Here is a 26,036-nt window from a genome sequence, read left to right as displayed (position 1 = left end):
ACGGCCATGCTCTCTTCCATCGCAGACCTGCCGCTCGGCGAGGGGGTCACGCACGTTGCGGTGACATCGCCTGCGGACATTGCCGCAACCGAATTGCGCGAGGGCATGACGGTGTTCTGGCACGGTGATCGCCCGATCGGTCATGTGCTGATGCATCAGGGGCGGCGAAGCGGTTCGCGGATTGATCACGTCGACGCCGAGTTTCTTCAGGCGATCGGGGACGAGTTGCAAAGGCAGGCCAAGCCGACTGTCACGGCAAGTGTCGTCATCTGCACGCGGGATCGACCGGAAGAGCTCACGGCCTGCCTAGCGTCATTGCCGCGGCAAAGCTTCCGGCCGCGTGAGATCATCGTGGTCGATAACGCCTCACGGGATCCGCGGACGCGCGATGTCGCTTTGGCTGCTGGAGCGGTTTACGTCCGCGAGGACAGACCAGGGCTCGATATCGCCCGCAACACCGGCGTGCTTCATGCAAGCAGCGATATCGTGGCCTTCACCGACGACGACGTCATGCTTCATCCTCATTGGCTGGAGCGGCTGGTGGCCGCATTCGATCAGCCGCAGATCGCGGCCGTCACCGGGCTCGTTCTTCCGGCCGAACTCGCAACCGAGGCGCAGCGGCACTTCGAAACCTACTGGGGATTCGGCAAGGGCTACCGGGAGCGCGACTTCGACAGCTCATGCTTCAAGTCGCATCGCCGGGACGCGTTCCCGGCGTGGGACGTCGGCGCCGGCGCCAGCATGGCATTTCGCCGCGACGTGTTCGAAAAGATCGGCCTGTTCGACGAGCGGCTCGACGTCGGGCAGGCAGGCTGCTCCGGTGATTCCGAATATTGGTACCGCTTGCTCGCCAGCGGCTACACTTGCCGCTACGCGCCGTCCTCTGTGGCGTTCCATTCTCACCGCCGCACGATGGAAGGGCTCGCGAGTCAGATCTACTACTACATGCGAGGCCACATCGCGGCGCTGCTGGTGCAGTATGAACGAACGGCTCTCCGCGAGAATCAGGTGCGCGCGTATTTGTACCTGCCGACCTGGTACTCCTATCGGCTGCTCCGCAGAGCCATCGGACACAAGCGCATTGACGACCGCTTTCTCAAGGAGGAGATCGCCGGCTGCGTGTCCGGCTTCCGCTTCTACCATGGCAAGGGGAAGCGCAAATGACATCCGGATCGCTTACCTCGATCGTAATCCCCGCGCACGATGCCGAGAAGACCATCGCCAGGACGCTCGAAAGCCTGTTGGCCCAAACCGATCCCGGATGGGAAGCGCTGGTCGTCGATGATGGTTCGGTCGATGCGACCTCGGCAATCGTTGCCGAATATGCCGCGCGGAATGCCCGCTTCGTTCTGCTAAAGTCCGACGGGCGGGGCGTATCGACGGCCCGCAATATCGGCCTGTCCAGCGCAAGCGGCGAGCGACTTCTATTCCTTGACAGCGACGATTGGATTGATGCGCAATTTCTGACCAAAATGAACGCTGCGTTGGACGAAAATCCGTCAGCGATTGCGGCCTGCTGTGATCATTGTCGTGTGACGCCTGATGGTGACGGGACGCCTCGCTATCGCAATGCAGCGGTTGCGGCCAATCCATTCGAGGCGTTTGCGCGCAGTTGTCCGGTCGCCGTTCACGGTGTCCTTGTCAAAAGAAGTGCAGTCCTCGAGGTTGGCGGTTTCGACGCCAGTCTTCGCACCTGCGAGGAGTGGGACCTGTGGCAGCGGATCGCGCGAACCGGTGGCACCTGGACCCATGTTGACGAGTTGCTCAGCTACTATTGGTCGAGCGAGCATTCGCTATCCAGCGACATCCGGCAAATGCTGGCTGACGGGAATGCGGTTATTGCTCGGGGATTTTCTGTCGACGAGCGTGTGAAGCATCCATCCGCGGCTCACCGGAACGGGGCATCGGCCACCTTCGGCAGGCCGCAGGCGGCAGCGCAGGCCTACTTCGCGCTCTGGTGTTGCGGCATCGATTGCGCCCGAGGGAACAGGAGTCGCCTTTCAAGAGAGGTACTCGCCGACATACCGCAATCCGTCCCCGCGGCGGATGAGATCGCGCTCAATCTGCTGGATTCGGTCGCTGTGGGGGCCCGCGCAACGCCGGCGCGATTGGCCGGTCGGTGGTGCGAGTTCGGCGAGCATGTGACCGAACTGATCACTGCAATCGGGCAGGCTTGGCATGATCCGGCAGAAGCGCGGAAGATACAGTACCGGTTTGAGCGCATGTTGCTCGATTACGACGACCTGTCGGCGCCGCGCGAACTCAGCCTCACACTGGGCCTCCGTGTCGATCTCCAGGAGCTTCCGGCGTTTCGCCCACCACGGCGGATCGACCGGCTCTACGCTTACATTTGCGATGGACCGCAGGTCCTGGCGTTGCTCGACGTCGGCTTGCTCGGAGCGGTGGATACGGAGTTCTGGCTGACCTTGATCCGCGAACACCTCTCCTATCTATCCGTTCCGCCGGGAAGGGACGGGCGGCTTCGGCATCTGAGCCGGCCGGTCGAGTTGATCAAGCGAATTGGCCAACTTGGGCGGAACGGGCCGGATAGCCATCAGCATCGCCTGCATGCGCTGCAGCGGCGCATGTCGAGCGAAGCCGGATCGCAAATCGGATCAAGGGCGCAGGCATCCGGCAGCAGCGAGGGCCATACTCTTGCAGGTGGTCCACGCGACATTGGACGTGAAGTGTTCTGGGAGAGATTCTTTCAGAGAGAGGATCCATGGAACTACGGCTCACCCTATGAGCAGGAGAAGTACCGTCGGCAACTGGAGTTGTTGCCGGCCGAGCCGCCGCAACGTGCGTTCGAGCTGGCCTGCGCGGAGGGGCATTTCAGCCGGCAGTTGGCGCCGAAGGTCGGGCACCTCCTGGCATCCGATATTTCATCGACCGCGCTTGCGCGGGCTCGCTTGCGATGTGACGGACTCCGCAATGTGGAGTTCGCCAGGCTCGATCTCTCGGCCGACTGTCTTCCCGATGAGATGGATCTGATCTGCTGCTCCGAGGTGCTCTACTATCTGGACGATGAGGCCGAGCTGGCGCGCGTTGCGCAGAGGGTTGCGCGCGCCTTGCGTCCCGGCGGTCACCTCGTCACGGCGCACAGCTACGTCTTGAAGGACGACGCCTGTCGCACCGGATTCGATTGGGAAAATCCGTACGGAGCCGAGACAATAGCCCGAGTGATGACGCAGTTGCCCGAACTCGCGCTCGAGGCATCGATTCAGACCGAGCTCTATCGCGTCGATCGCTACCGGCGCCTTGCGCCCGGCGAGGTTGCGCTCGAGCCGCAGGTGACGATTGCGCGAATTGATGCGCCGATCGATACGGAGGTCGCGCGATTTGTCGTGCGGAATGGCGCCGTCAAGCAGCGATCGGAGGTCTTGCAATCGGAAAGACGCTCGCATGTTCCCGTTTTGATGTACCATCGAATTGCGACCGATGGGCCGGAGCAGCTTGCGCGCTACCGCATCGATCCGGATGCCTTTGCCGAGCAGATGTCGTGGCTGCGGAGAAATGGCTACCACACCATCAACTCGGAGCAGCTCGCGTGGTTTGTCGCCAACAATCATCCGTTTGAAGGCAGACCGCTGCTAATCACCTTCGACGACGGCTATCAGGATTTTGCCGAGCAGGCGTGGCCGATCCTGAAAGCCAATGACTTCTCCGCGGAAGTCTTCATCGTCACGGACCTGGTCGGCGCACGGGCGGAGTGGGATGCATCGTTCGGAATGCCGGCGCCGCTGATGGATGCCGACAGCATCATCGCGCTTGCCGGTGAAGGCGCGATGTTCGGAAGTCATCTCGCGCGCCATCCCCGCAGCGACAGGCTTTCGACCGCGGAACTCGCCGAAGAATTGCTGCGGTCCCGCATCCAGCTCGAGACCTGGCTGGAGCGGCCGACCACATCGCTCGCGGCGCCGTTTGGATGCACCGACCAGCGGCTCAGAATTCTAGCGGCGGAGTGCGGCTACAAGGCCATATTCAACACGGTCGATCGGGCTGCCGGACTGCAAGATGACTTGCTCGACCTTCCGCGCATCGAGGTGAGGGGCGACCAAAGTCTGGAGACATTTGTGCACTGCTTGGAGCGGTATCAATGAGTACAAGTACGTGCCTGGTCAGCGTTGTCGTTCCAGCGTTCAACGCCGAGGCGACGATCGACGAGACGCTTCGCAGCGTCCGATCGCAATCGCACGAGCGGCTCGAGATCATCGTGGTGGACGATGGATCCACCGACGACACGCTCGCAGTCGCCGAATACCATGCCAAGCGCGATCCGCGTATCACGATCATCAGGCAGGATAACGCCGGTGTGGCGGCCGCTCGCAACACGGGGTGGCAGGCTGCGCATGCGGAATTCATCGCGTTCATCGACGCTGATGATCTGTGGGCGCCGCGCAAGATCGAAAACCAGCTCCAGGCGATGATCGACGGAGGAGACAGGACGGGCTTGGTCTATAGCTGGTATGCGTGGATCGATGCGAAGAGCCGCGTGAGCGTGAAATCCGATCCGGTGTTTCACGCCGGCGATGTGCTCGAATATCTGTTCGAGGGCAATTTCATCGGCAACGGAAGCGCGGCGATGGTTCGCAGAAATGCGCTGATTGCGGCGTGTGGATTCGAGAGCGGCCTGCGGGCATCGGGCGCTCAGGGCTGCGAAGATCTGCTGTTCTATTGTCGAGTCGCGGAAAGCTATCACTTCGCGGTGGTCCCTGAGTACGAGATCGGCTACCGCTACTTGCCCAACAACATGTCGAGCGACATGACGCGGATGTTCCGCTCCTGGATGCTGGTCGCAGATGAGATGGCGGCCCGGCATCCCGACCGCATCGCGTTGCTGGACCGCGGGATCAGCAACTACGCCCGGTGGCTGCTTCGGAGAGCGTTGACCGGCGGTCAGTTGGTTTACTTTGCATCGGTCCTTATGCTGCTGTTCCGGCGAAATCCCGTGCTGGCCGTCAAGGTCGCTGCGCTGGGCTTGCCGCGGGATATCGCCTCCGCGGCGTGGTGGGCATTCCGCAACCTGCGGCAGAGAGAATTCCGGCGGCCATCGCCGTCATTCCTGATCGGCGACTCCAGTCCATCCCGATGGCAGAAGACACAGACGATATGAAGAAGCCAAGAGCCGCGCGGCGCGCAGCGCTGGCGGAGCTGTGGCGGCTCCTCAAGGTGGCTCCATTGCCGCGTTGGGCGACGCCGCTGCTGATCGTCCTTGGTCTGGCTTCGTCGCTGGCGGAGACGGTCGGGATCACGCTGGTGCTGCTCTTCTTCTATCTTGCGATGGGGCAGGTCGAGCTCGCGACGTCGACGAGCGGCATTTTAGGCGATGCGCTTCGGCACGCGACCAGTTGGTTTCATAGCTCGACTGAAACCGCTTTGGTGGTGCTTTTTCTCATCGTCGTACGTGGCGCATTGGCCTTTGCCAATACGCTGATCAGCGCCCATGTCGGCGAGCAGATCAACGAGGTCGCGCGCAACCGCGTTCACCTGCAATATCTGTCGACCTCATATTCGTTCTTTCAGCGCCACGACGAAGCCTACCTGATGGAGGTTCTGGGGACCGAGACATGGTTGATCTCCGGAGCCTACAGCAATCTGACCCGCATCATCGTCAGCTCCTGCTCGATTGTTCTGTTCCTGTCGTTTCTTCTTGCGCTGTCGGTGAAGATCACGGTGATGGCTATCGCGGCCTCGATGGCCGTATCGATCGGGATGCGTCACCTTTCCCGGCCGATGCAAGAGCTCGGCAGCGGAGTGAAGCTGGTTCACCAGAGATTGGGAGAGCACATGCTGATGACCCTTCAGGGCATGCGAACGATCCGTGCGTATGGCCAGGAGAAGGTGCATCAGGAGCGCTTCGAGGGCGCTTCGGCGGAGGCGCGCCGGGTCGCGCTGGGGCTCGCGCGTCTTTCGGCGCTGGTGTCTCCGCTGACCGAAGTGGGATATCTCGTGGTACTTTGCCTCGTCATCGCGTCCGCCAACGTATGGGGAGTCGGATTCGCGACCAGCCTTACGGCGGTCGCCTTGCTCTACCGGTTGCAGCCGCACATGCGTGAGCTGGAAACCAGCCTGTTGTACATGGCGCAGATCGAGCCGCAGTTGCGCTCCATCCGTCTGATGCTGGCGAAGGACGACAAGGAATATCCGAAGCCCGGACACCTCGCGATCGACAGGCTGGCCGATAGGATCTCGTTCCGCAATGTCACCTTCCGCTACGAAGCCGGATCCGATCCCGCGCTTCGCGACGTCTCCTTTGACATTCCGGCAGGCAAGATCACCGCGCTCGTCGGTGCGAGCGGAGCGGGTAAGACCACGATCGTGAATCTCTTGCTTGGTCTTTATTCCGCGACCGAGGGATGCGTCCTTGTTGATGGTCGCCCGATCGAGGATCTCCGCCGAACGGAATGGCTTGGCCTGCTGGCGATTGCCGGTCAGGACGTCGACCTCGTTGAAGGCACCGTGATCGACAATGTGCGGATGTCCAAGAACGACGCGTCGGAAGCGGAGATCTTGGACGCGCTGCGTGTTGCGGGCATTTCGGACATGGTCGAATCGTTGCCGGACAAATACGACTCCTGGATCGGACAGCACGGCACGCGCTTCTCGGGCGGGCAACGCCAGCGCCTTGGCCTCGCCCGCGCGATTGTGCGCAAGCCCGAGTTTCTGATTCTTGACGAGGCCATGAGCGCGCTCGATCGCTCACTGGAAGAGAGTGTCAAGCGTGCGATCCAACAGCAGCTCAACGGCCGGACCTTGCTGCTCATCACCCACCGACTGGAATCGGTGCTCGACGCGGATCACGTGGTGTGCCTCGAGGCCGGCCGGGTTTGCGCGGAAGGGCCCCCAGCGAAGCTGCTGGCAGATTCCAGCAATCTCTTTTCCAGGAACCTTCGCCTGGGAGCCGTGCGGGCCGGGCCTTGAATGCGCCGTCACGGTTCTCCGCGATCATGAGGGCGTGCCTTCCACAATCGTGCGATTCGAGACTGCGCGATCATGCTCTCACCCGTAGCACTACGGGTTAGATCAGCGCTGAGAGCTCGGCTACAGGACGTGGCGTAATCTGCACGCCATTGAGGCGTGTTGTTCCCACAAAGGAACTTGCGGCACCGCATCGCGCGTGCGCGCATGCATTCAGACGCATGCTTCAATTTGTTTCGAAGTTCGTAAACCGGCTTGAACACCTTCGTGATGGGTGTGAGTGCAAAGGAGCACAGTAGCCATCATGACCGTGAACTCAACCTACGCGAGCATTATCGTTGGAACTTCCGGATCGGACATTCTGTTCGGAGGCACTGGAAACGATCTTCTCACCGGCGGAGCCGGCAGCGACATCTTCGCAATTTCGAAGGGGTACGGCTCTGACACGATCAGCGACTTTCAGGCTGGCGCCGGCGGAGACATCCTGCGCGTTCAGAACTACGGATTTCCAACCTTCGCAAGCTTTGTTGCCGCTGCCAAGCAGGTTGGCGCTGATACAATCGTCACTCTGTCCACCACCGAAACCTTGACGTTGCAGAACGTCGCACTGTCCTCTCTCGTCGCGTCCAATGTCGTGCTCGACAATCCGCTTCAGGGCAGCGCCGCGCCGAACACGGCGGCACTCACGGTGCAAGCGGGGGGCACGCTGACCGGCAGCGCGATGAACGACTCCCTGCAGGCGCTCGGAACCGGCGTCACCCTGATCGGCGGCACGGGCGACGATACTTACTTCATGTATGATCACAACACCAAGGTCGTCGAACAGCCGGGCCAGGGCATCGATACTATCAACGACGGGATGGTCGACGGCTACAGTCTCGTCAATGCTCCCAATGTCGAAAACCTGATCTTGGGGGGCAATTACTCGTCGCCCGCGACCGGCAACGATCTCGACAACATCATCATCGGCAATGCCGGCAACAACATCATCGATGGCGGCAAGGGTAACGACGTGCTCAACGGGGGCGGCGGCATCGACACCTTCGTCATCGCCGTCGGCAACGGCAACGACGTCATTACCGATTTCCACACCGGCGCGGGCGGCGACATCCTGCAGCTCAATGGCACGGGCTTCCACTCGCTGTCCGATGTCACCGCTGCCATGAAGCAGGTCGGCACCGATACCGTCCTCACGCTCAGCAGCGGCGAAACCATCAGGATGAATAATGCCAAGGTGGGGGATTTCACTGCGGCCAACATCAATATCGTCGCACCGCGCACCGACATGGTGCAGACCTTCAACGACGATTTCAACACGCTCTCAGTGGGGCAGGACCCGCATCTGACATGGCGCACGAGCTATGCCTGGAGCGGGGCGGCGAGTTACTCGCTCTCCGGCGAGCAGGAGATTTATGTCGACCCGAGCTTTTCGGGACTGCCGGGAAGCCAGGCGTCCGCGCCGCTCGGGCTTAACCCATTCTCGATCCAGGACGGCCATCTCGTCATCAGCGCGCAGCCGCTGCCGGCGGCCGATGCGCCTTATGTCGGCGGCCACCAGTTCTCATCGGGGATGATCTCGAGCCAGAATAGCTTCGCCCAGACTTACGGCTATTTTCAAATGACGGCGACGCTGTCCGGTACGCCCGGCGCATGGCCTGCCTTCTGGATGCTGCCGACCAATCCGCATGGTCTTGCCACAGAACTCGACGTGCTCGAAGCGCTCGGCACGCATCCCGACCAGTCGCATTGGGGGTTCCGGTCTTCGACCACGGCTGATCAGGGGTACTGGGCGAATACGGCCGATCTGACCGCTGGCCAGCACACCTTCGCGGTCGAATGGACGCCTTACACCCTGACCTACTTTGTGGACGGTGCCGAGGTGGGGCAGGTGGCCACTCCCTCCGACATGAACACGCCGATGTACATGATCGCCAATCTTGCCATGGGTGGGAGTTGGGCCGGCAATGCTGCCCCGGACGCGACGGCCAGCGTATCGATCGATTCCATTACCGCATATCAACTGCCGGAATATACGCTCGCAAACTATACGCTGCTTGCCAGCGGAGCGCCGACCAACACCATCACCGGAACCGCGGCTGCCGATACCCTGACCGGCACGTCCGGCAATGATTTGATCGACGGAGCGGGCGGCGCCGACACCATGAGCGGCGGGGCCGGGGACGACACTTATATCGTGTCCGACCCGAACGCTAAGGTGGTCGAAAGCTATGGTGGCGGCATTGATACCGTGAAGTCATCGGTCACCTACACGCTTCCTGACTATGTCGAGAACCTGACGCTCACCGGTTCGGCCGCGATCAACGCCATCGGCAACTCGCAGTCCAACATCATCATTGGCAATGATGCCGCGAACGTCATCACCGGCGGGCTCGGCAATGACATCCTGACCGGTGGCGGCGGCGCGGATACGTTCGTTTTCAATGCCGGGGACGGTTCGGACGTCATCACCGATTTCACTCCGGGCTCCGGAATTGGACACGACGTCATCCAGCTCAACGGCTTCGCCTTCACCTCGTTCAGCGACATTCAGGCGGCGATGACCCAGGTCGGCAACGACGTCTATCTGGCGCTGACGAGCCAGGATACCCTCGTCTTGCGCAACACCACGATCTCGTCGTTTACCAGCGACGATTTCCAGCTTCCTGGTTCGCTCCCGGTCGGCGGCCTGATCACATCATGGATCAACGGAAGCACCAGCAGCCACACGATCTACGGTACGTCGGCCAACGACAAGATCACGGCGTTGAACTACGACGATACAATGATCGGATGGACCGGTGACGACACTTATGTCGTCAACAACCCGAACCAGAAGATCATCGAGAATCCGGGCGGCGGCATCGACAGCGTCGAGGCCTGGACCTCCTATACGCTGCCCGACAACGTCGAAAACTTGACCATGATGATGGGCGCGCTCACCGGCACCGGCAACCAACTGGCCAATCGCATCGTGGGCTCGAGCGGCGACGATGTCCTCAACGGTGGCGGCGGCAACGACTGGATCTCGGGAGGTGCGGGAAACGACACCTTCGTCTACACTCCGGGCAGCGGCTATGTCACGATCGCTGATTTCCATTCGGTGACCAACAGCACCACCGAACACGACAAGCTCTCGCTGAAGGGTTACGATGCCTCCGCCTACCTGACCAATGTCGGTGACGTCTGGACCATCCACTACGCAAGAGGAACGGACACGCTGCACGTCGTCGGCGTCACGCAACTGACCGCATCGGACGTCGCATTCGTCACCGACTGGAACACGCCGATGACGATGACGGGGCTGGCGGCTCCAACCGCTTCGTTCTCAGCCGATAGCGGTGTGACCGCCGCGGGCCTCACCGCCGCGAATCACTTGACCCTGACCGGAAGTGCCCAAGCCGGCGTCACGATCGAAGTCTTCGACCAAGCAACGCTCGTCGGGACTGCGGTCGCCGACGCAACCGGCGCCTGGTCGTTCGCGACGGCGACGCTGGCCGACGGCAGCCATCTCTTCACGGCCAAGGCCGCGGATGCGATCGGCAATCTCAGCGCTGCCTCTGTCGCGCTGAACGTGACGGTCGATACGCAACCACCGGTGGCCCCCAACCTGATCGCGGCCACGCTTGCATCTGGCAGCATCACTGCTTCCGGCTCGGCGGAAGCCGGAAGTACCGTCAACTTGTATGACGGAGCGACGTTGCTGGGCACCACGGTGGCCGCATCCAACGGGACGTGGAGCGTCAGCACCGGAGTGCTCGCTGCCGGCGTGCACAAGCTCTCCGCAACCGCGACCGACGAGGTCGGCAATCAAAGCCCGTCCTCCAATGTCCTGGCGGAGGTGATCGGCACGACGATCGAGGCGGTCGGCACGACGTCATTCACCAGGGTCGGAAACGACTACTACATGTCGGTCGCCGATGCGGCAGTGCTGCTGAAGTATGCCGGCGCTGCCGTCACGGCGGGGCAGTTCGGTACATGGTCGCCGGTGGCGGCGGAAGCGACTTCGAGCGGATATGATGTGGCCTGGAAGGATTCCGTAAGCGGCCAGTACGCCGTTTGGACCACCGACAGCAATGGCAACTTCGCATCCAAGATCCTGAGTAACGTATCGGGCACCAGCTCATCATTCGAATCGATCGAGCCGGTCTTCCACCAGGACCTGAATGGTGATGGCGTCATCGGTGTCCCGCCGGTCAGCTCGACGCCGACCGCAACGACGTCGATCGAAGCGTCCGGTGCAACCAGTCTGGATAAGCTCGGCAACGACTACTTGCTGGACGCAATCGGCGGCAGCCAGGGACCGACATTGAAATATGCCGGTGCCGCCGTCGTCGCGGGGCAATTCGGCACCTGGTCGCCGATTGGCGCGGAAGCGACGTCAGGCGGCTACTACGTGGCCTGGAAGGACTCCGTCAGCGGGCAATACGCAGCCTGGAGCACCGATAGCAACGGCAACTTCGTGTCCAAGATCATCAATAATGTGTCCGGAACCGACGCATCACTCATGTCTGTCGAGGCGGTCTTCCACCAGGACCTCAACGGTGATGGTGTGATCAACACGCCATCCACGGTCCTCGACATTTCCGGAAATATCATCCTGACCTTGGGCAAAATGAGCCAGCCAGCCATGATCGAGGCCGGTGCCAAGCTCGAACTAACCGGTGCCGTTTCCGGATCGATCACCTTCAATGCGGCAACCGGCACGCTGGTGCTCGATCACGCGTCGCAGTTTACCGGCAAGCTGATCCATCTCAGCGGCGACGGGACCGCATCCAATTCGAACCAGATCGACCTGAAGGACATCGCGTTCGGGTCCGGAACGTCTGCATCCTATTCAGGAGACACGACCGGTGGCGTGCTGACCGTGACCGATGCTCAAAGCCACACAGCACATCTTTCGCTGGTCGGTGACTACACGCACTCGACGTTCAATCTTTCGAACGATGGCAGCGGCGGCACGCTGGTAATCGATCCGCCCAAGGATGGATTTGATTTCGGCTCGGTTTCGGCGCCACAACCGACAACGGCCCCCGAGGCTCAGACAGCCGTGCGGATGGCGGGCGACAGCTTTACCTTTGATCGCGCCGGTGCATCGGCGAGCACGAGCGCGTCCAGCCTTGAACCTGTCAGCCACTCAGCGATGCCGCAGCTCGACGGCCTGCGGTCAGCCTTGCCGGCGACCGACCATGTCGAGCCGCTCCACGTTACGATATCGCCGGATGCTCACCTCGCGGAGTTTCACAACTTCATGCTTCACCAATAGAGGGGCGGAAGACCCTCGCCAACGATGCCTGCACCCCCGGGTCGAAAGCCGGGAAGATGCGGTCATGTTGCCGGCGCGGAAAGGCTCAAGGCTTCTTGCAATCGGAATAAAAGGTGCCGTTGGTCGCAACAATCCGCTCGATGCACTGTTTGGGATCGACGATGTCGCCGCCGACGGTGAAATCATACGCCTGGTTCTTCACCACCAGCGCGTAACGGCCTGGCGTCAGCTCAAGCGCGGGGTCTTCGCTGTGCAGTTCGTACATTTCCGGGCTGTCGGGCAGTGGTGACACGCGAAGCGGGAAAGCGACGTTTCGGATCACCCAGCTATCGCCATCCTCCGGTCGTTTGCCCGCGACCTCGGCGGAGAATTCTCGCGCGACCTTGGCGATCACGCGGACCTCCGCGCGGTCCGCGATGTTGGTCGCGGCATCGCGGCGGAATACGATGAATTGTGGGTGTCCGCTCGACAGCACCGTGTGGCTTGGCGTCCGCAGCGCGGCCGACACGGCGACACGGATGTCCGGAGGACGGCCGGGCAGCAGTTGCAACTCGGTCAGGGAATCGCCTTCGACCGCGTAGACTCCGTAGTCCGTTGGCCGCAGCGGGTTGGGTTTCGGGGGCGGGGCTGGAACTGCGGCCGCGACCGCTGCCATCGGCGCGCGCGCCTGGACGGGGACGGCGGGCTGCTCTTGCGGGTGCGACAAGCGTTGCACCCAGGATGCCAGTCGCTCCCTCTGCTGGACAACGCCCGCGGCCCCGCCGACGACGAGCAGCACGGCAATCGTCCGCATAGCGAGCGGCGAAAACGGATGCGAGAACCGTCTGCGCGCTGCCGGGGTCGGGTCGATCGAAACGGCCGGCCGGTGTTGCCGGTCGAGATGGGGCGCGCCACCGGAACCGGCTTCCAGTCTTGGAGTTTGCGGCCGCGCAACGGCGATGTGCTGCCTCGAAAAGTCCTCGACGCCGCGGATGGCGGCTTCGAGCGCCTGTTGCGCCTGCTTGATGTCCGTCTCGTTCGCGGAAGTGAACTGCTCGCGCAGCTTGTAACGGGCGAGATCGTAGACCGCCTGGCGGAGGTGCTCGGGGCTATGTTCGACGGTGTCGATCATCCGCGCGATGACAAGCGCAAACTGAATCCCGTTGGAATTGTCCTCCAACGGGCCATCATCGTGCGGCATCAAGTCGCGCGAACTCGCCGAGTCCTGCCGGGTCGTTTGCTGCATGGTTGAGGAGTCAGCCAGCTTGATCCCCGTTGCCTGGGCTTTTCGCTTGAACCAAATCGCGGCCTTTGGACTAGAATATGTGCCAACGATGGCGGCGCGTTGTCAGCGCGGCCTGGCTGGGAGAGGGTTCCATGTTCGGCGACTTGAAGTTCGGATGCACGACGTTCGCGCTGGTATGCCTGGCGCTGAGCCTGGTTTCCAACTCGGCTTCGGCGATTACCGCCGAAGTTGCCCGAAAGTGTCACGCCCTGACTGCGGCACAATTTCCGCCGCGTTTGCCCGGGAACCCGGCGGCGGGTAGCGCCAAGGGATCAGGTCGCGAACAGATCGACTATTACAACAAATGCGTGGCGAATGGCGGCAAGCCGGACGACGGCGCCGCTCCCAAGTGACTGTTCAAACCTGAACGATCAGGAAGCCACCGCGCGCAAAGCTCCCGACCCGCGCTTCCTCAGCGGTTCGAATGTGATGAAAGAGGCAGCACTCGGACGCAAAGCGACGTCAGACATATCCGTTCGGATTGGTACTCTGCCATCGCCAGTGATCAGCGCACATCATTTCAAGTGATCGGGTTGCTTTCCAACCCAGCAGGCTGCTGGCGTAGTCGGTTGCGGCGTAATAGGCGGCAAGATCCCCGGCGCGACGTGGCTTGATGTCGTAGGGAATCGTCTTTCCGCTCGCCGCTTCGAACGCGCGGATCACCTCGATAACGCTGCTACCCGCGCCGGTGCCCAAATTGACGGCAAAGCATTTCGGGCTGCTGAGCAACGAAAGTGCGGAGACGTGGCCATCAGCCAGATCCATCACGTGGATATAGTCCCGAACGCCGGTCCCGTCAGGCGTATCGTAGTCTCCGCCCCAGACATTGAGCCGCTCACGTCGTCCGATCGCGACCTGCGCGACGAACGGCACCAGATTGTTGGGAACGCCCTTCGGATCCTCGCCGATCAAGCCGCTCTCGTGGGCACCGACCGGATTGAAGTAGCGCAGGACCGCCACGGCCCAGGTCGGATCGCTCGCATATTGATCGCGGAGCATGTCCTCGATCATGAGCTTGGTGCGTCCGTAGGGATTGATTGCGTTGAGCGGATGGTCCTCAGTGTAAGGCAGGAATTTCGGCGTGCCGTAGACCGTCGCTGAGGAAGAGAACACGATTTTCTTCACGCCGGTCTTCTGCATGGCGCGGAGCAGCCGGTGCGAGCCGACGACATTCTGGTCGTAATATTCGAGTGGTTGGGCGACCGAGTCCTGCACGGATTTCAGACCGGCAAAATGCATCACCGCCGTGCATCCGTGTTGCACGAGGATCTTCTCGATCGCGTCCTCGTCGCGGATATCGGCTTCGACCACCGTCAGCCGCTTGCCGCAGATCTGCTGGACCCGCTCCAGCGCCAGGGGGCTGCTGTTGGAGAAATTGTCGAGGACGACAACCTCTTCACCCGCCGCGAGCAGGGCAACACAAGCATGTGAGCCGATATAGCCGGCGCCTCCAGTGACCAGGATCATTCAGCGTCTCTGCGTTGTTGGATTGGATGGACTGACTGCATGTGGGCTTGTCGCCGGTCGGTGTCGGATATCCGTCATCATCACAAAGGAAAGTTCTTTCTAAAAGTGTAACCGGAAGAGGGCGAACGTCCCTTGCGGCGCGCAGGATACAACGGCAATGCGACGGGTGGAATGGCCAAGCCGCGACTGCGCTATCTTGCGCCTGGAGGCGGTCCGCGCCGAATGCCGTAGACCAATCGCAAGAGACAGAAATATGACGTGCAAAATGTGGAGCGATGGTCCTTGTTCGGCCAACTTTCACAGGGATGACGTCGTCGTCTTTACAGCAAGCTCGGATGCTGAAACAGCGGAACATGTCTTCGCTGTCGGGTGGCACCATTCTTGCTGAGCGATAACGGGATCTTGTCAGCACGTGAGGCATCGATGGACCGGCGAATTATCCCCCTGATCATGTGCGGCGGTGCGGGCACGCGGCTGTGGCCGGCCTCGCGCGAGGTGCATCCGAAGCAGTTCCTGTCGCTGTTCGGGGCGCGCTCGACGTTCCAGGAGACGCTGCTGCGGGTCGCGGACGCGACCCTGTTCGAGCGGCCGATCGTGATCACCAATGAAGCCTACCGCTTCATGGTGCTGGAGCAGCTCGCCGAGATCGGCTGCGAGGCCGACGTGCTGCTGGAGCCGATGCGGCGCGATTCCGGGCCCGCGATCGCCGCCGGGGCGGCGTTTGCGCACAGCCGGGACGTTGAGGCGGTGGTGCTGGCGCTCGCCGCCGACCATCTGGTGCGCGACACGTCAGCCTTCGTCGCGGCGTGCGGCGAGGGGCTCGCTGCGGCCGAGCGGGGCCGCATCGTGACCTTCGGCGTCAAGCCGGAGCGGCCGGCGACCGAATACGGCTATCTCAGCCCGGGCGAGGTGGTCGCCGGCGAGGTGCGGGCGGTCGGCAAATTCGTCGAGAAGCCGGATGCGGAAATCGCCGCCGGCTATATCGAGGCCGGCTATCTCTGGAACAGCGGCAACTTCATGTTCCGCGCCGCGGTGCTGCTCGATGAGTATCGCAACGTCGATGCCGCCAGCGTGGCGGCCGTCGAGCAGTCGGTGGCGGAGGCCAGGCGCGACCTCGGCTTCATCAAGCTCGATCCGCCGGCGTTCGGCGCGGCGAAGGCGATCTCGATCGACTATGCGGTGATGGAGAAGACGGCGCGGGCGGCGGTGGTGCCGGTGGCCTGCGGCTGGTCCGACATCGGCTCCTGGCGCCAGGTCTGGGAGCTGTCCGCCAAGGACAGCCAGGGCAATGCGGCGCGCGGCGTTGCGGTGTTCGAGGACTCCCGCAACTGCAACGTCACGACCGACCGTGCGCTGGTCGCACTCGAGGGCGTCGACGATCTCGTGGTGGTGGCGACCCAGGATGCCGTGCTGGTGTCGCGGCAGAAGGACGCCAACGGGCTGAAGCGGCTGGTCGCCAAGCTGAAGGTGACGGCGCCCGAGGTGACGGAGAGCCACATCCGGGTGCATCGCCCGTGGGGCTCCTACCAGTCGGTCGACAACGGCGACCGCCACCAGGTCAAGCGCATCATCGTCAAGCCGGGCGGCCGGCTCAGCCTGCAGAAGCACCACCACCGCTCCGAGCACTGGATCGTGGTGCGCGGCACCGCGCAGGTGACGGTCAACGAGCTGATCAAGACCGTGCACGAGAACGAATCGATCTACATCCCGATCGGGGCGGTGCACCGGCTGGAGAACCCCGGCAAGATCCAGCTCGAGCTGATCGAGGTGCAGACCGGCAGCTATTTCGGCGAGGATGACATCGTTCGTATCGAAGACGACTATCAACGCGCGTGAGCGCGAGGTTGTCCGCGCACTTCATGGCGTGCAGCGGTCGAACGCGCCGCTGCCATTCGTCACGATGTCGACGACGGAGAACCCAGGCGGCTACCTCAAGCCGTGAGGCACGTCATTTCCGGCGTTGGAGCGGGAGCCATCGTGAGATCAGGACGCCGACGATGCCGCCGGTTGCCTTTTGAAGTGCATCCGTTGCGGCAGGATCGCGATCCGGCTGCAGTGCCTGCAGCAATTCGAGCGAAATCGCGATAGCCACGACGATCGCGCAGGTCCGGATCATGTGGCCGGGAAAAAGCCGGGACAGGAGAAAGCCAAGCACCAGGTACGCGGCGAAGCGCTCGAAAATCACGACCACGAGGCTCTCGTGCAGGCTCAAGAGAACCGGCCGGCCCGAGTGAGATGTCAGGGTCGCGTAGCCGATCAACAGCAGGCAACCGACTGTCACGGCGATAATGTAAATTTGACGCATCCTGCGATCGGTCGCCCGACTCCCGGTTATGCGGTGCCAAGCGAGTTTGCCATATCAACGGACGTGCGCAAGGATCGGCTGCCGCGACTTGATCTTGGACGTCGTCGCATCGTTAACCGGCGGACTGCCCGCGCAACTTCCTGAAGCGTTCGACATGGTCCTGCAGAATCGTCAGCATGCCACGGCCTGTGGCAATTCCGCCAAGCCCGCCCACCACTTTCACCAGAGCATCGAGCACGCGGCCGTGGCGATCGGGCGTCAGTAATTGCATCGCCTCCAGCACGAACGCACTCCCGACAATGAGCAGTGCGATCGGCAGCATACGCCGCGGGTAGCCCAGCATCAGCGCCAGGCCCAGCAGCGCGAAGGCCGCGAAATGCTCGAGCTGCGGATTGGCGATCGATGGCCGATCATAGATCGGCGACAGTGTCACGAATGCAATCAACGCGAGAGCCAACCACCCCGCAATACGGCAGATTTTTTGGATCATAATGGACATGGGGGTAGGCGCCGCCGGACCTTGCCGCAACCCGCAAGCCCGTGACCGGGCCGGTTTTGCCGGACGATCGATAGGTATCGTTAACGCTGGGGCCGCATGATCCGCGTGCCTGGCCGTCGCAAAATCTGTTATCAAGCCGGCAAATGACCAAAAAGTAACATTCCACCTCTTAACCCGTTCATAGGCCGTTCACCGCCGAAAGCCTCATTTTATGTCGGATATCGCAATGCTCACTCTCGGAGGCCATCGTGCGTCTGCTCGTCGTTGAGGATGATCCGGACTTGAACCGCCAGCTCACCACGGCGCTCACGGATGCCGGTTATGTGGTCGACCGGGCGTTCGATGGCGAGGAAGGGCATTTCCTCGGCGACAGCGAACCCTACGACGCAGTCGTGCTGGATATTGGCCTGCCCAAGATGGATGGCATTTCGGTCCTGGAGGCCTGGCGGCGGAACAAGCGAGTGATGCCGGTCCTGATTCTCACCGCGCGCGACCGCTGGAGCGACAAGGTCCAGGGCTTCGACGCCGGCGCCGACGACTACGTCGCAAAACCGTTCCACCTTGAGGAGGTGCTGGCGCGGATCCGTGCGCTGCTGCGCCGCGCGACCGGGCACGCCCAGGTCGAACTGGTCTGCGGTCCGGTGACGCTGAACACCCGCACCAAGCGGGTCACGGTCAACGGCAATCCGATCAAGCTGACCTCGCACGAATACAATCTCCTCGACTATCTGATGCACCATACCGGACGGGTGGTGTCGCGCACTGAGCTGGTCGAGCACCTCTATGACCAGGACTTCGACCGCGACTCCAATACGATCGAGGTGTTCGTCGGCCGCATCCGCAAGAAGCTCGAGGTCGACATCATCCAGACCGTGCGGGGCCTGGGCTACATGCTGGCGTCGCCGCCGTCGGGTGCTTGATCGGCGTGCGGGCATCGGCATGATCTGCGCCGAACACTGGATTCGCCATGTCGAAGCCCGCTGACACGATTTTCGAGACCGTGCTCTAATGCGCGGCAGCTCCCTTGCCACCCGTCTGTTCGTCTCGGCGACCGCCTGGGTGGTGGTGATCCTGGCGATCACCGGTGTCATCCTGTCGTCGGTCTATCGCGATGCCACCGAGCGCGCCTTCGATCGGCGCCTCAACCTCTATCTGCGCACACTGATCGCGGAGGTGGCGACCCCCGACGAGCCGGCGGACCGCCAGTTCCAGTCGCTCGGCGAGCCGCTGTTCGACCTGCCGCTGTCGGGCTGGTACTGGCAGATTACCCGCACCGATACCGAGAAAGGCGAGACGCGTGCCTCACGCTCGCTGTGGGACAAGAAGCTGCCGAAGCTCGAGGAGCATGGTGCGGAGCTGACGGCCGCCGGCGTCCGCCTCGGCTACGTCGAGGGACCGGAAGGCCAGAGCCTGCGCATGGTGGAGCGGCCGGTGGATCTCGGCGCGGACGGCAAGTTTCTGGTCAGCGTGGCCGGCGACGCCACCGAAATCTTCGACGAGACGCGCAGCTTCGACTACTATCTCGGCGGCACCTTCGCGGCCCTCGGCATCGTGCTGCTGCTGACCACGATCTTCCAGGTCCGCTATGGCCTTGCGCCGCTCAAGCGCATTTCCGAAGCGATTGCCGACATTCGCTCTGGCCGCGCCGAGCGGCTGGAGGGACGGTTTCCGGTCGAGATCGCGCCGCTCGCGCGCGAGACCAACGCGCTGATTGACGCCAACCGGGAGATCGTAGAGCGTTCGCGCACGCATGTCGGCAACCTCGCTCATGCGATCAAGACGCCGTTGTCTGTGATCGTCAACGAAGCAGGTGCCCATGCCGACGATTCCTTCGCGAGCAAGGTGCTGGAGCAGGCCGATATCATGCGGGACCAGGTCGCGCATCATCTGGAGCGCGCGCGCCTTGCCGCCCGCATCACCATCGTCAGCACTATCACCGACGTGGCGCCGGCGATCGAGGCGTTGCGCCGGACGATGGAGAAGATCCACCGCGATCGCGCCATCTCGATCGAGGCGAAGGCGGATCCGGCAGCGCGGTTTCGCGGCGAGCGGCAGGACCTGGAGGAAATGGTCGGCAATCTCGTCGACAACGCCTGCAAGTGGGCGGCGTCTCAGGTGTTGATCGAGGTCACCGTCGACACGCCAAAGGAGCAAGGCGCCGGACCCAGGCTGCATATCGTGGTGGACGACGATGGACGCGGCCTCTCGGAAGCCGAGCGCGCCCAGGTGTCGCGGCGCGGCCAGCGGCTCGACGAGTCAAAACCCGGTTCAGGGCTCGGCCTCTCGATCGTGACCGATCTCGCGGGCCTCTATGGCGGCAATCTCACGCTCCGGAGCGCGCCGATCGGTGGCCTGCGCGCCGAGCTCGTGTTGCCGGCGGTCTAGCCGGGCCTAGCTGGTACGGCCCTCGGTCGTGGGGCCGTCATTATTCCTAAACGGCTTCTTAACGCCGGCGCCGCTATGATCGGAAGCGGACGCGCTTGCTGCGGTCCGTGGGGCATCAAGCATTCATCGCCAGGCGAATGAGCCAGAGATCGATCGAGCGGCTGAGGGACTATCTTGCGCAGCTTCCGCCGCAATCGCAGGCGCTGCTGATGCGGGAACTGGAGCGCGCGGTCGAACGCGGCGAGGACGTCGCGGTCGCCAATCTAGTGCTCGAGCAGCTTCGCAAGATCGTCCGCAGTGCCGAGGAAGACGAGGAGATGCGGCCGCGTACCGACGATCCGGCGCGGCTCCTGTTCCGACCGCTCGAGCCGTTCCTTGCCGAGACCAATTTCCCGACGCGACCGGGCCAGATCCGGCGCGCCTCGCTGCTGCCGATCTGGCAATGGCTGGCCCGCGAGGGGGCTGTCGAAGCGGCCCGTGAGTTCGAGGCCGCACTGGCGGCGGCGTTGGAGAGCGGCCCGTTGGAGGCCGCAACACGCAAGTTCCAGCTCGCGGCCGCGGACGCCATCGTCAAGATCGCGACGCCGATGCAGGCCGATAGCCGCCAGCGCGCGCTGTCGCGCGTGGGGCCGCCCAGTGTTGTCGAGGACCTGCTGCCGATCGGCTTGGTCTTGCAGGCGCGCGATGCGCTGGAGACGGTCGGGAGCCGGTTGCCGAGCCAGATCCGGGTGTTTGCCGACGCCCAGATCGTGTCCGTGGCGGAGGCGCTCAAGGTTCCATCGCTGCAGACGCCGCAATTGCTGCCGTTCGCGCTCTCCTTGATTGCGCAGCGGCTGGTCGCGCCGTGGCAGATCATCCGGCTCGCCATCAAGATGGCCGGCTCCGACGATGAGTTGCGGGTTGCCGCCACGCCTTACGGCGTCGCGGTCACCATCGCGTTGCACGACCTGTCGTTCGTCGCAGCCTGCCTGCGAACCGATATCAGGCGCGGCCATTTCGAGTATGTCGGCGAGCAGCTCAAGACCCTGCACGATGGTGTGCGCGGGCTGCGCACCGAGCTCGATCTGCGCAACGATTCCGCTTGGGGACGCCAACTGACGTCGGTTCGGGCCGACACCTCCAATGCGCTGCAATCGGAGATCGACAGCGTGCCGGGGCGGGTCCGCCGGATCCTCCGCCAGCGCGCCGACAAGGACATCGTCGCGGGCGTCAAAATCGACATGTCCGAGGTCGAGGACGCCGCCGCCTTGATCGATTTCGTCGCGGTGTGCCGCACCTATGCCAGCGAGCTTGCCATCAACGAGGTGACGCTGCGGACCTTCTCCGACCTCCAGCACTATGTCGAGCAGTCGACCGAGGGGCTGGTGCAGTCGCTGCGCGGCGGCGACATGCGGGTCCGGGCGTTCCGGCAACAGCAGGTCAAGGCGGCGATTCGCTTTTGCGAGGTGCTGTTCGGTCACGACTACGCCTCGCTGATGAACCGGGCGGCGGAGAACGCCGTGACCGGCGAACGCAAATCCTCCCGCGCGAGCTAGCCGGGCCTCCGGCACCCTGTCCGAAGGTGCGGGGTGCTGCCGCCCGTGATCCAGCAATTGTCAATTGCCGGGCTTGCGGCCGGTGGTGTAAAGCGGCTTGACGGTGACCGTCCCGACGTCGCCGTTCCACCCGGGAACCGCTTGATGACGCTGTGGTTTGTGTTCGCGCTGATGACGGTTGCCGCGGTCTTTGCCGTGCTCTGGCCGCTCAGTCGCAGCCGGCCGGCGGATACGGGCGGCAGCGAGGTCGTGGTGTACCGCGACCAGCTCGCCGAAATCGACCGTGACATGGCATCCGGTAACATCGGCGCCGCCGAGGCGGAGGCCGCGCGGATCGAGATCAGCCGGCGGCTGCTAGCGGCCGCCGATCAGAGCGGGCGAGAGGGGCCGCCCAAAGGCAATCTGAAGCTGCGGCGCGTGGCCGCGACGCTGGCCCTGATTGGCCTGCCGGTCGTTGCAGCAGGCTTCTACCTCCCGCTGGGGTCGCCGCGCCTTGGCGACTTTCCGCTCGCGGAGCGCAGTCGGGTCGCCGATGCCAACCAGCCGTTGGCCGATCTGGTGGCCCAGGTCGAAGCTCACCTGGAGAAGAATCCGACCGATGGCCGCGGCTGGTCGGTGCTGGCGCCGGTGCTGTCGCGCCTTGGCCGCTATGACGATGCGGTCCGCGCCTATCGCAATTCCATCACTTATGCCGGTGACAGCGCCGATCGCCGCGCGGACCTCGGCGAGGCGTTGATGGGGACGGCGGGCGGCGTCGTCACTGCAGACGCCAAGGCGGAGTTCGAGCGCGCGGTCGCACAGAGCGCCGATAATGCCAAGGCCACCTACTTCCTCGGCATCGCGGCCGAACAGGACGGCCGCAAGGCGGAGGCCGCGGCGATCTGGAAGGGGATGCTGGCGAAGGCGCCGGCCGACGCGCCGTGGCGGCCGCTGGTGCAGGCCGCCCTGGTGCGGGTTGGCGGCGTCGCCGCGCCGACGCTGCCCGATGGTGCGATGGCCGCGGCCAAGGACATGAGCGAGGGCGATCGCAATGCGATGATCCACGGCATGGTCGATCGGCTGGCGACGCGGCTAAAGCAGAACGGCGACGACGTCGAGGGCTGGCTGCGGCTGGTCCGCGCCTATCTCGTGATGGGAGAGCGCGGCAAGGCGATGAGCGCGCTTGCCGATGCGCGGCAGGCGGTGGCGAAAGATGCGGATCGACTGCGTCAGCTCAATGAGGGGCTGAAGAATCTCGGGCTGGATGGATAGCGCATGACGCCGGACCGGATGCAGCGGCTTTCGGCGAGCGTGATGCGCAAGGATGGACCATGACCAGGAAGCAACGGCGTTTGACTCTGATCGGTTGCGCGCTCGCGGTGCTCGGCATCGCGGCGGGACTGGTGCTGAACGCGTTGCGTGACTCCATCGTGTTCTTCTCGACGCCCTCAATGGTGGCCGAGAAGCATCTCGGCCCAGGTTCACGGTTCCGGCTCGGCGGCCTGGTGCAGCCGGGATCAGTCAAGCGCGGCGACAATCTCGCGGTCACCTTCACCGTCGCCGACGGCAGCGCAAGCCTGCCGGTCGCCTTCAAAGGCATCCTGCCGGACCTGTTCCGTGAAGGGCAGGGCGTCGTTGCCGAGGGGATGCTCGATGCGTCCGGCGTGTTTCGCGCCGACACCGTGCTTGCGAAGCACGACGAGAGGTACATGCCGAAGGACGTCGCCGACGCCTTGAAGAAGCAGGGCCACTGGAAGGACGACTACGCCGCCAAGCCGAGCGCGTCGGCGGCACCGACGCAGGGAGCGATGCGATGATCGCGGAAAGTGGACATTACGCGCTGGTGCTCGCGCTCGGGTTGGCGCTGATCCAGTCCGTGGTGCCGCTGCTCGGCGCGCGCTGGCGCGACGTCGCACTGATGAACGTCGCGCGCTCAACCGCGCTTGCGCAATTGCTGTTCGTCGCGGCGTCGTTCATCGCGCTGGTGACGCTGCACGTCACCTCGGACTTCTCGGTCGTCAACGTCTACGAGAACTCGCATTCGCTGAAACCGATGATCTACAAGATCACCGGCGTGTGGGGAAACCATGAAGGATCGATGCTGCTCTGGGTCTCGATCCTGGCGCTGTTCGGCGGCCTGGTCGCGGCCTTCGGCAACAATCTGCCGCTGTCGCTGCGCGCCCATGTGCTGGCCGTGCAGGCCTGGATCGCCAGCGCGTTCTATCTCTTCATTCTGATCACCTCGAACCCGTTCCTGCGCATCGCCAATCCGCCGATCGAGGGACGCGATCTCAATCCGGTGTTGCAGGACATCGGCCTCGCGGTGCATCCGCCGATGCTCTATCTCGGCTATGTCGGCTTCTCGATCTCGTTCTCCTTCGCGGTGGCGGCCCTGCTCGAGGGCCGGATCGACGCTGCCTGGGCGCGCTGGGTGCGCCCGTGGACGCTGACCGCATGGATCTTCCTGACGCTCGGCATCGCGATGGGCTCCTACTGGGCCTATTACGAGCTCGGCTGGGGCGGCTGGTGGTTCTGGGATCCGGTCGAGAACGCCTCGCTGATGCCGTGGCTCGCCGGCACTGCGCTGTTGCATTCGGCGCTGGTGATGGAGAAGCGCAACGCGTTGAAGGTCTGGACCATCCTGCTGTCGATCCTGACCTTCTCGCTGTCGTTGCTCGGCACCTTCCTGGTGCGCTCCGGCGTACTCACGTCGGTCCACGCATTCGCCACTGATCCGACGCGCGGCGTCTTCATTCTGCTGATCCTCTTTATCTTTATCGGTGGCAGCTTCTCGCTCTACGCCTGGCGTGCGCCTGCGCTGAAACAGGGAGGATTGTTCGCCCCGATCTCGCGCGAGGGTGCGCTGGTGCTCAACAATCTCTTGCTCACCACCGCGTGCGCAACCGTGTTCATTGGGACGCTGTATCCGCTGGCGCTCGAGGTGCTGACCGGCGAGAAGATCTCGGTCGGCGCGCCGTTCTTCAATTTCACCTTTGCGCCTCTGTTCGTGCCGCTGCTGCTCGCGGTGCCGTTCGGGCCGCTGCTTGCGTGGAAGCGCGGTGACCTGCTCGGAGCGGCACAGCGGCTGACGGTGGCCGGCATCGTCTCGCTCGTTGTGATCGCGCTGGTCTGGGCGTGGACCTATGGCGGTGCGACGCTCGCGCCGCTCGCGATCGGGCTTGCGGTGTTTGTGATCGTTGGCGCGCTGTGCGATCTGGCTGAACGTATTGGGTTGTTCCGCATCCCGCTCTCGATCTCGCTGCGCCGCGCGCGCGGCCTGCCGCGTGCGACATGGGGCACTGTGTTTGCGCATGCCGGCCTCGGCGTCGCGCTGATCGGCATCGTCTGCGAGACCACCTGGAACAGCGAATATATCGGCGCGATGAAGGCGAACGACGTCGCCGCGGTCGCCGGCTATCAGTTGCGGCTCGATGGCCTGACGCAGCGCCAGGGACCGAACTTCCGCGAGATGGTCGCCCAATTCACCGTGACCCGCGACGGAGAGCAGGTCGCCTTGATGACGCCGTCCAAGCGCAACTTCACGACACGTGGTGCATCGACGACGGAGGCTGCGCTGCTGACGCGCGGCGCGAGCCAGCTCTACATCTCGCTTGGCGACGCCGGCGCCGACGGCGCGATCGCGGTGCGCATCTATCACAAGCCGCTGGTGCTCTTGATCTGGTGGGGACCGGTGCTGATGGCGCTCGGCGGCCTGCTGTCGCTGTCCGACCGCCGCTTGCGGGTCGGTGCCCCGAAGCCGGCCAGGGCGGCGCGCGCATTGCAGGCGGCCGAGTGATGCGGTCGCGCGGTCTCGCTGCCGGCCTGCTTGCCGCCGCCTTGGTGTTCGGCGCGATGCCGGCGCACGCGGTGCTGCCAGACGAGGTCATGTCGGACCCGGCGAAAGAGGCGAGGGCACGCGAGCTCTCCAAGGAGCTTCGCTGCATGGTCTGCCAGAACCAGTCGATCGACGATTCGGAGGCGCCGCTCGCGCGCGACCTCCGTCTTCTGGTGCGCGAACGTATCGCGGCCGGCGACAGCAATCAGCAGGTGATCGATTTCCTGGTGGCGCGCTACGGCGAATTCGTGCTGCTCAAGCCGCGCTTCAACGAGCACACGCTGTTGCTCTGGCTGACCCCGCCGCTGGCGCTTCTGCTGGGTGGTTTGGCGATCTGGCGCTTTGGCCGGCGGAGGGCAAACGCGACCAAAGCCGCAGGCCTTTCCGACCCGGGCCTGACAGCCGACGAGCGGGCACGCCTGGAGCGGTTCCTGGCAGCGGAATCGGCACCGGACAAACCGATTTGAGTTCGTCTAAGTCATTCACCTGCCTGCGTTATTCTGCCGCAGAGTGCCTTATCTTAATTACAAAAGTTTAATTCCGCCGCCAGCGCGCCGTAAGGCTGATGACCCCATGTTCAGACGCA

18 protein-coding genes are annotated in these 26,036 nt (G+C 63.4%); 14 read left to right on the top strand and 4 right to left on the bottom strand.

The window, feature by feature from the left end; translation table 11 throughout:
• Nucleotides 1–6 precede the first annotated feature (6 nt).
• The 5 genes from P6U30_RS24245 to P6U30_RS24225 all read left to right on the top strand — a co-directional run bounded on the left by P6U30_RS24245 (nt 7) and on the right by P6U30_RS24225 (nt 12,181).
• Nucleotides 7–1,164 carry a glycosyltransferase family 2 protein gene (locus tag P6U30_RS24245; RefSeq protein ID WP_407165405.1) on the top strand — a complete coding sequence of 386 codons (1,158 nt, stop codon included), beginning with the start codon at nt 7–9 and terminating at the stop codon, nt 1,162–1,164.
• Nucleotides 1,161–4,100, top strand: coding sequence for a glycosyltransferase (locus P6U30_RS24240; protein WP_407165404.1), 2,940 nt, complete (start codon nt 1,161–1,163; stop codon nt 4,098–4,100). Before P6U30_RS24245 ends, P6U30_RS24240 begins: the two co-directional genes overlap by 4 nt.
• The gene (locus P6U30_RS24235) at nt 4,097–5,113 is read left to right on the top strand and encodes a glycosyltransferase (RefSeq protein ID WP_407165403.1); all 1,017 of its coding nucleotides are present in this window, start codon (nt 4,097–4,099) and stop codon (nt 5,111–5,113) included. The genes P6U30_RS24240 and P6U30_RS24235 overlap by 4 nt, the downstream gene beginning before the upstream one ends.
• Nucleotides 5,005–6,921, top strand: coding sequence for an ABC transporter ATP-binding protein (locus P6U30_RS24230; RefSeq protein WP_407165402.1), 1,917 nt, complete (start codon nt 5,005–5,007; stop codon nt 6,919–6,921). The genes P6U30_RS24235 and P6U30_RS24230 overlap by 109 nt, the downstream gene beginning before the upstream one ends.
• A 301-nt stretch (nt 6,922–7,222) precedes the next feature.
• A complete protein-coding gene (locus P6U30_RS24225) occupies nt 7,223–12,181 on the top strand; it encodes an Ig-like domain-containing protein (protein ID WP_407165401.1) in 4,959 nt (1,652 codons plus the stop codon).
• A gap of 85 nt (nt 12,182–12,266) precedes the next feature.
• Here the strand turns inward: P6U30_RS24225 and P6U30_RS24220 are convergent, their stop codons facing one another.
• The gene (locus tag P6U30_RS24220; RefSeq protein WP_407165400.1) at nt 12,267–13,406 is read right to left on the bottom strand and encodes a hypothetical protein; all 1,140 of its coding nucleotides are present in this window, start codon (nt 13,404–13,406) and stop codon (nt 12,267–12,269) included.
• 131 nt (nt 13,407–13,537) lie between these two features.
• On the opposite strand from P6U30_RS24220, the gene P6U30_RS24215 reads away from it, so the two are divergent.
• Nucleotides 13,538–13,798 carry a hypothetical protein gene (locus tag P6U30_RS24215; RefSeq protein ID WP_407165399.1) on the top strand — a complete coding sequence of 87 codons (261 nt, stop codon included), beginning with the start codon at nt 13,538–13,540 and terminating at the stop codon, nt 13,796–13,798.
• 109 nt (nt 13,799–13,907) lie between these two features.
• Here the strand turns inward: P6U30_RS24215 and galE are convergent, their stop codons facing one another.
• Nucleotides 13,908–14,912 carry a UDP-glucose 4-epimerase GalE gene (gene galE, locus P6U30_RS24210; protein ID WP_407165398.1) on the bottom strand — a complete coding sequence of 335 codons (1,005 nt, stop codon included), beginning with the start codon at nt 14,910–14,912 and terminating at the stop codon, nt 13,908–13,910.
• Nucleotides 14,913–15,335: 423 nt separating this feature from the next.
• On the opposite strand from galE, the gene P6U30_RS24205 reads away from it, so the two are divergent.
• Nucleotides 15,336–16,748 carry a mannose-1-phosphate guanylyltransferase/mannose-6-phosphate isomerase gene (locus P6U30_RS24205; RefSeq protein WP_407165397.1) on the top strand — a complete coding sequence of 471 codons (1,413 nt, stop codon included), beginning with the start codon at nt 15,336–15,338 and terminating at the stop codon, nt 16,746–16,748.
• A 112-nt stretch (nt 16,749–16,860) separates the two neighbouring features.
• Here the strand turns inward: P6U30_RS24205 and P6U30_RS24200 are convergent, their stop codons facing one another.
• Nucleotides 16,861–17,172 carry a VanZ family protein gene (locus P6U30_RS24200; protein WP_407165396.1) on the bottom strand — a complete coding sequence of 104 codons (312 nt, stop codon included), beginning with the start codon at nt 17,170–17,172 and terminating at the stop codon, nt 16,861–16,863.
• Between the two features lie 157 nt (nt 17,173–17,329).
• Nucleotides 17,330–17,716, bottom strand: coding sequence for a VanZ family protein (locus tag P6U30_RS24195; RefSeq protein ID WP_407165395.1), 387 nt, complete (start codon nt 17,714–17,716; stop codon nt 17,330–17,332).
• 248 nt (nt 17,717–17,964) lie between these two features.
• On the opposite strand from P6U30_RS24195, the gene P6U30_RS24190 reads away from it, so the two are divergent.
• From P6U30_RS24190 to P6U30_RS24160, 7 genes are all read left to right on the top strand, one after another.
• Nucleotides 17,965–18,636 carry a response regulator transcription factor gene (locus P6U30_RS24190; RefSeq protein WP_407147301.1) on the top strand — a complete coding sequence of 224 codons (672 nt, stop codon included), beginning with the start codon at nt 17,965–17,967 and terminating at the stop codon, nt 18,634–18,636.
• Nucleotides 18,637–18,724: 88 nt separating this feature from the next.
• Nucleotides 18,725–20,101 carry an ATP-binding protein gene (locus P6U30_RS24185; protein WP_407165394.1) on the top strand — a complete coding sequence of 459 codons (1,377 nt, stop codon included), beginning with the start codon at nt 18,725–18,727 and terminating at the stop codon, nt 20,099–20,101.
• Between the two features lie 137 nt (nt 20,102–20,238).
• The gene (locus P6U30_RS24180; protein WP_407165393.1) at nt 20,239–21,636 is read left to right on the top strand and encodes a hypothetical protein; all 1,398 of its coding nucleotides are present in this window, start codon (nt 20,239–20,241) and stop codon (nt 21,634–21,636) included.
• 144 nt (nt 21,637–21,780) lie between these two features.
• Nucleotides 21,781–22,887: a c-type cytochrome biogenesis protein CcmI gene (gene ccmI / locus P6U30_RS24175; RefSeq protein WP_407165392.1), complete on the top strand. Its 1,107-nt coding sequence runs from the start codon at nt 21,781–21,783 to the stop codon at nt 22,885–22,887.
• Between the two features lie 59 nt (nt 22,888–22,946).
• Nucleotides 22,947–23,432: a cytochrome c maturation protein CcmE gene (ccmE, locus tag P6U30_RS24170; protein ID WP_407165391.1), complete on the top strand. Its 486-nt coding sequence runs from the start codon at nt 22,947–22,949 to the stop codon at nt 23,430–23,432.
• Nucleotides 23,429–25,411, top strand: coding sequence for a heme lyase CcmF/NrfE family subunit (locus P6U30_RS24165; protein WP_407165390.1), 1,983 nt, complete (start codon nt 23,429–23,431; stop codon nt 25,409–25,411). Before ccmE ends, P6U30_RS24165 begins: the two co-directional genes overlap by 4 nt.
• Nucleotides 25,411–25,917 (top strand): cytochrome c-type biogenesis protein, encoded by a 507-nt coding sequence (locus P6U30_RS24160; RefSeq protein ID WP_407165389.1) that lies wholly within the window; start codon nt 25,411–25,413, stop codon nt 25,915–25,917. The genes P6U30_RS24165 and P6U30_RS24160 overlap by 1 nt, the downstream gene beginning before the upstream one ends.
• Nucleotides 25,918–26,036: the final 119 nt, after the last annotated feature.

The organism is Bradyrhizobium sp. ORS 111 (assembly GCF_045571485.1).
Lineage (GTDB): Bacteria > Pseudomonadota > Alphaproteobacteria > Rhizobiales > Xanthobacteraceae > Bradyrhizobium.
Note: the sequence above shows the minus strand (reverse complement) of the source record. Positions and strands in the feature narration are given on the sequence as shown.

Coding starts and splice junctions, on each gene's coding strand:
- ccmI (WP_407165392.1), top strand. CDS start 21,781: ATGACGCTGTGGTTTGTGTTCGCGCTGATGACGGTTGCCGCGGTCTTT.
- P6U30_RS24225 (WP_407165401.1), top strand. CDS start 7,223: ATGACCGTGAACTCAACCTACGCGAGCATTATCGTTGGAACTTCCGGA.
- P6U30_RS24245 (WP_407165405.1), top strand. CDS start 7: ATGCTCTCTTCCATCGCAGACCTGCCGCTCGGCGAGGGGGTCACGCAC.
- ccmE (WP_407165391.1), top strand. CDS start 22,947: ATGACCAGGAAGCAACGGCGTTTGACTCTGATCGGTTGCGCGCTCGCG.
- P6U30_RS24180 (WP_407165393.1), top strand. CDS start 20,239: ATGAGCCAGAGATCGATCGAGCGGCTGAGGGACTATCTTGCGCAGCTT.
- P6U30_RS24215 (WP_407165399.1), top strand. CDS start 13,538: ATGTTCGGCGACTTGAAGTTCGGATGCACGACGTTCGCGCTGGTATGC.
- P6U30_RS24195 (WP_407165395.1), bottom strand. CDS start 17,716: ATGTCCATTATGATCCAAAAAATCTGCCGTATTGCGGGGTGGTTGGCT.
- P6U30_RS24205 (WP_407165397.1), top strand. CDS start 15,336: ATGGACCGGCGAATTATCCCCCTGATCATGTGCGGCGGTGCGGGCACG.
- P6U30_RS24235 (WP_407165403.1), top strand. CDS start 4,097: ATGAGTACAAGTACGTGCCTGGTCAGCGTTGTCGTTCCAGCGTTCAAC.
- P6U30_RS24220 (WP_407165400.1), bottom strand. CDS start 13,406: ATGCAGCAAACGACCCGGCAGGACTCGGCGAGTTCGCGCGACTTGATG.
- P6U30_RS24160 (WP_407165389.1), top strand. CDS start 25,411: ATGCGGTCGCGCGGTCTCGCTGCCGGCCTGCTTGCCGCCGCCTTGGTG.
- P6U30_RS24240 (WP_407165404.1), top strand. CDS start 1,161: ATGACATCCGGATCGCTTACCTCGATCGTAATCCCCGCGCACGATGCC.
- P6U30_RS24185 (WP_407165394.1), top strand. CDS start 18,725: ATGCGCGGCAGCTCCCTTGCCACCCGTCTGTTCGTCTCGGCGACCGCC.
- P6U30_RS24165 (WP_407165390.1), top strand. CDS start 23,429: ATGATCGCGGAAAGTGGACATTACGCGCTGGTGCTCGCGCTCGGGTTG.
- galE (WP_407165398.1), bottom strand. CDS start 14,912: ATGATCCTGGTCACTGGAGGCGCCGGCTATATCGGCTCACATGCTTGT.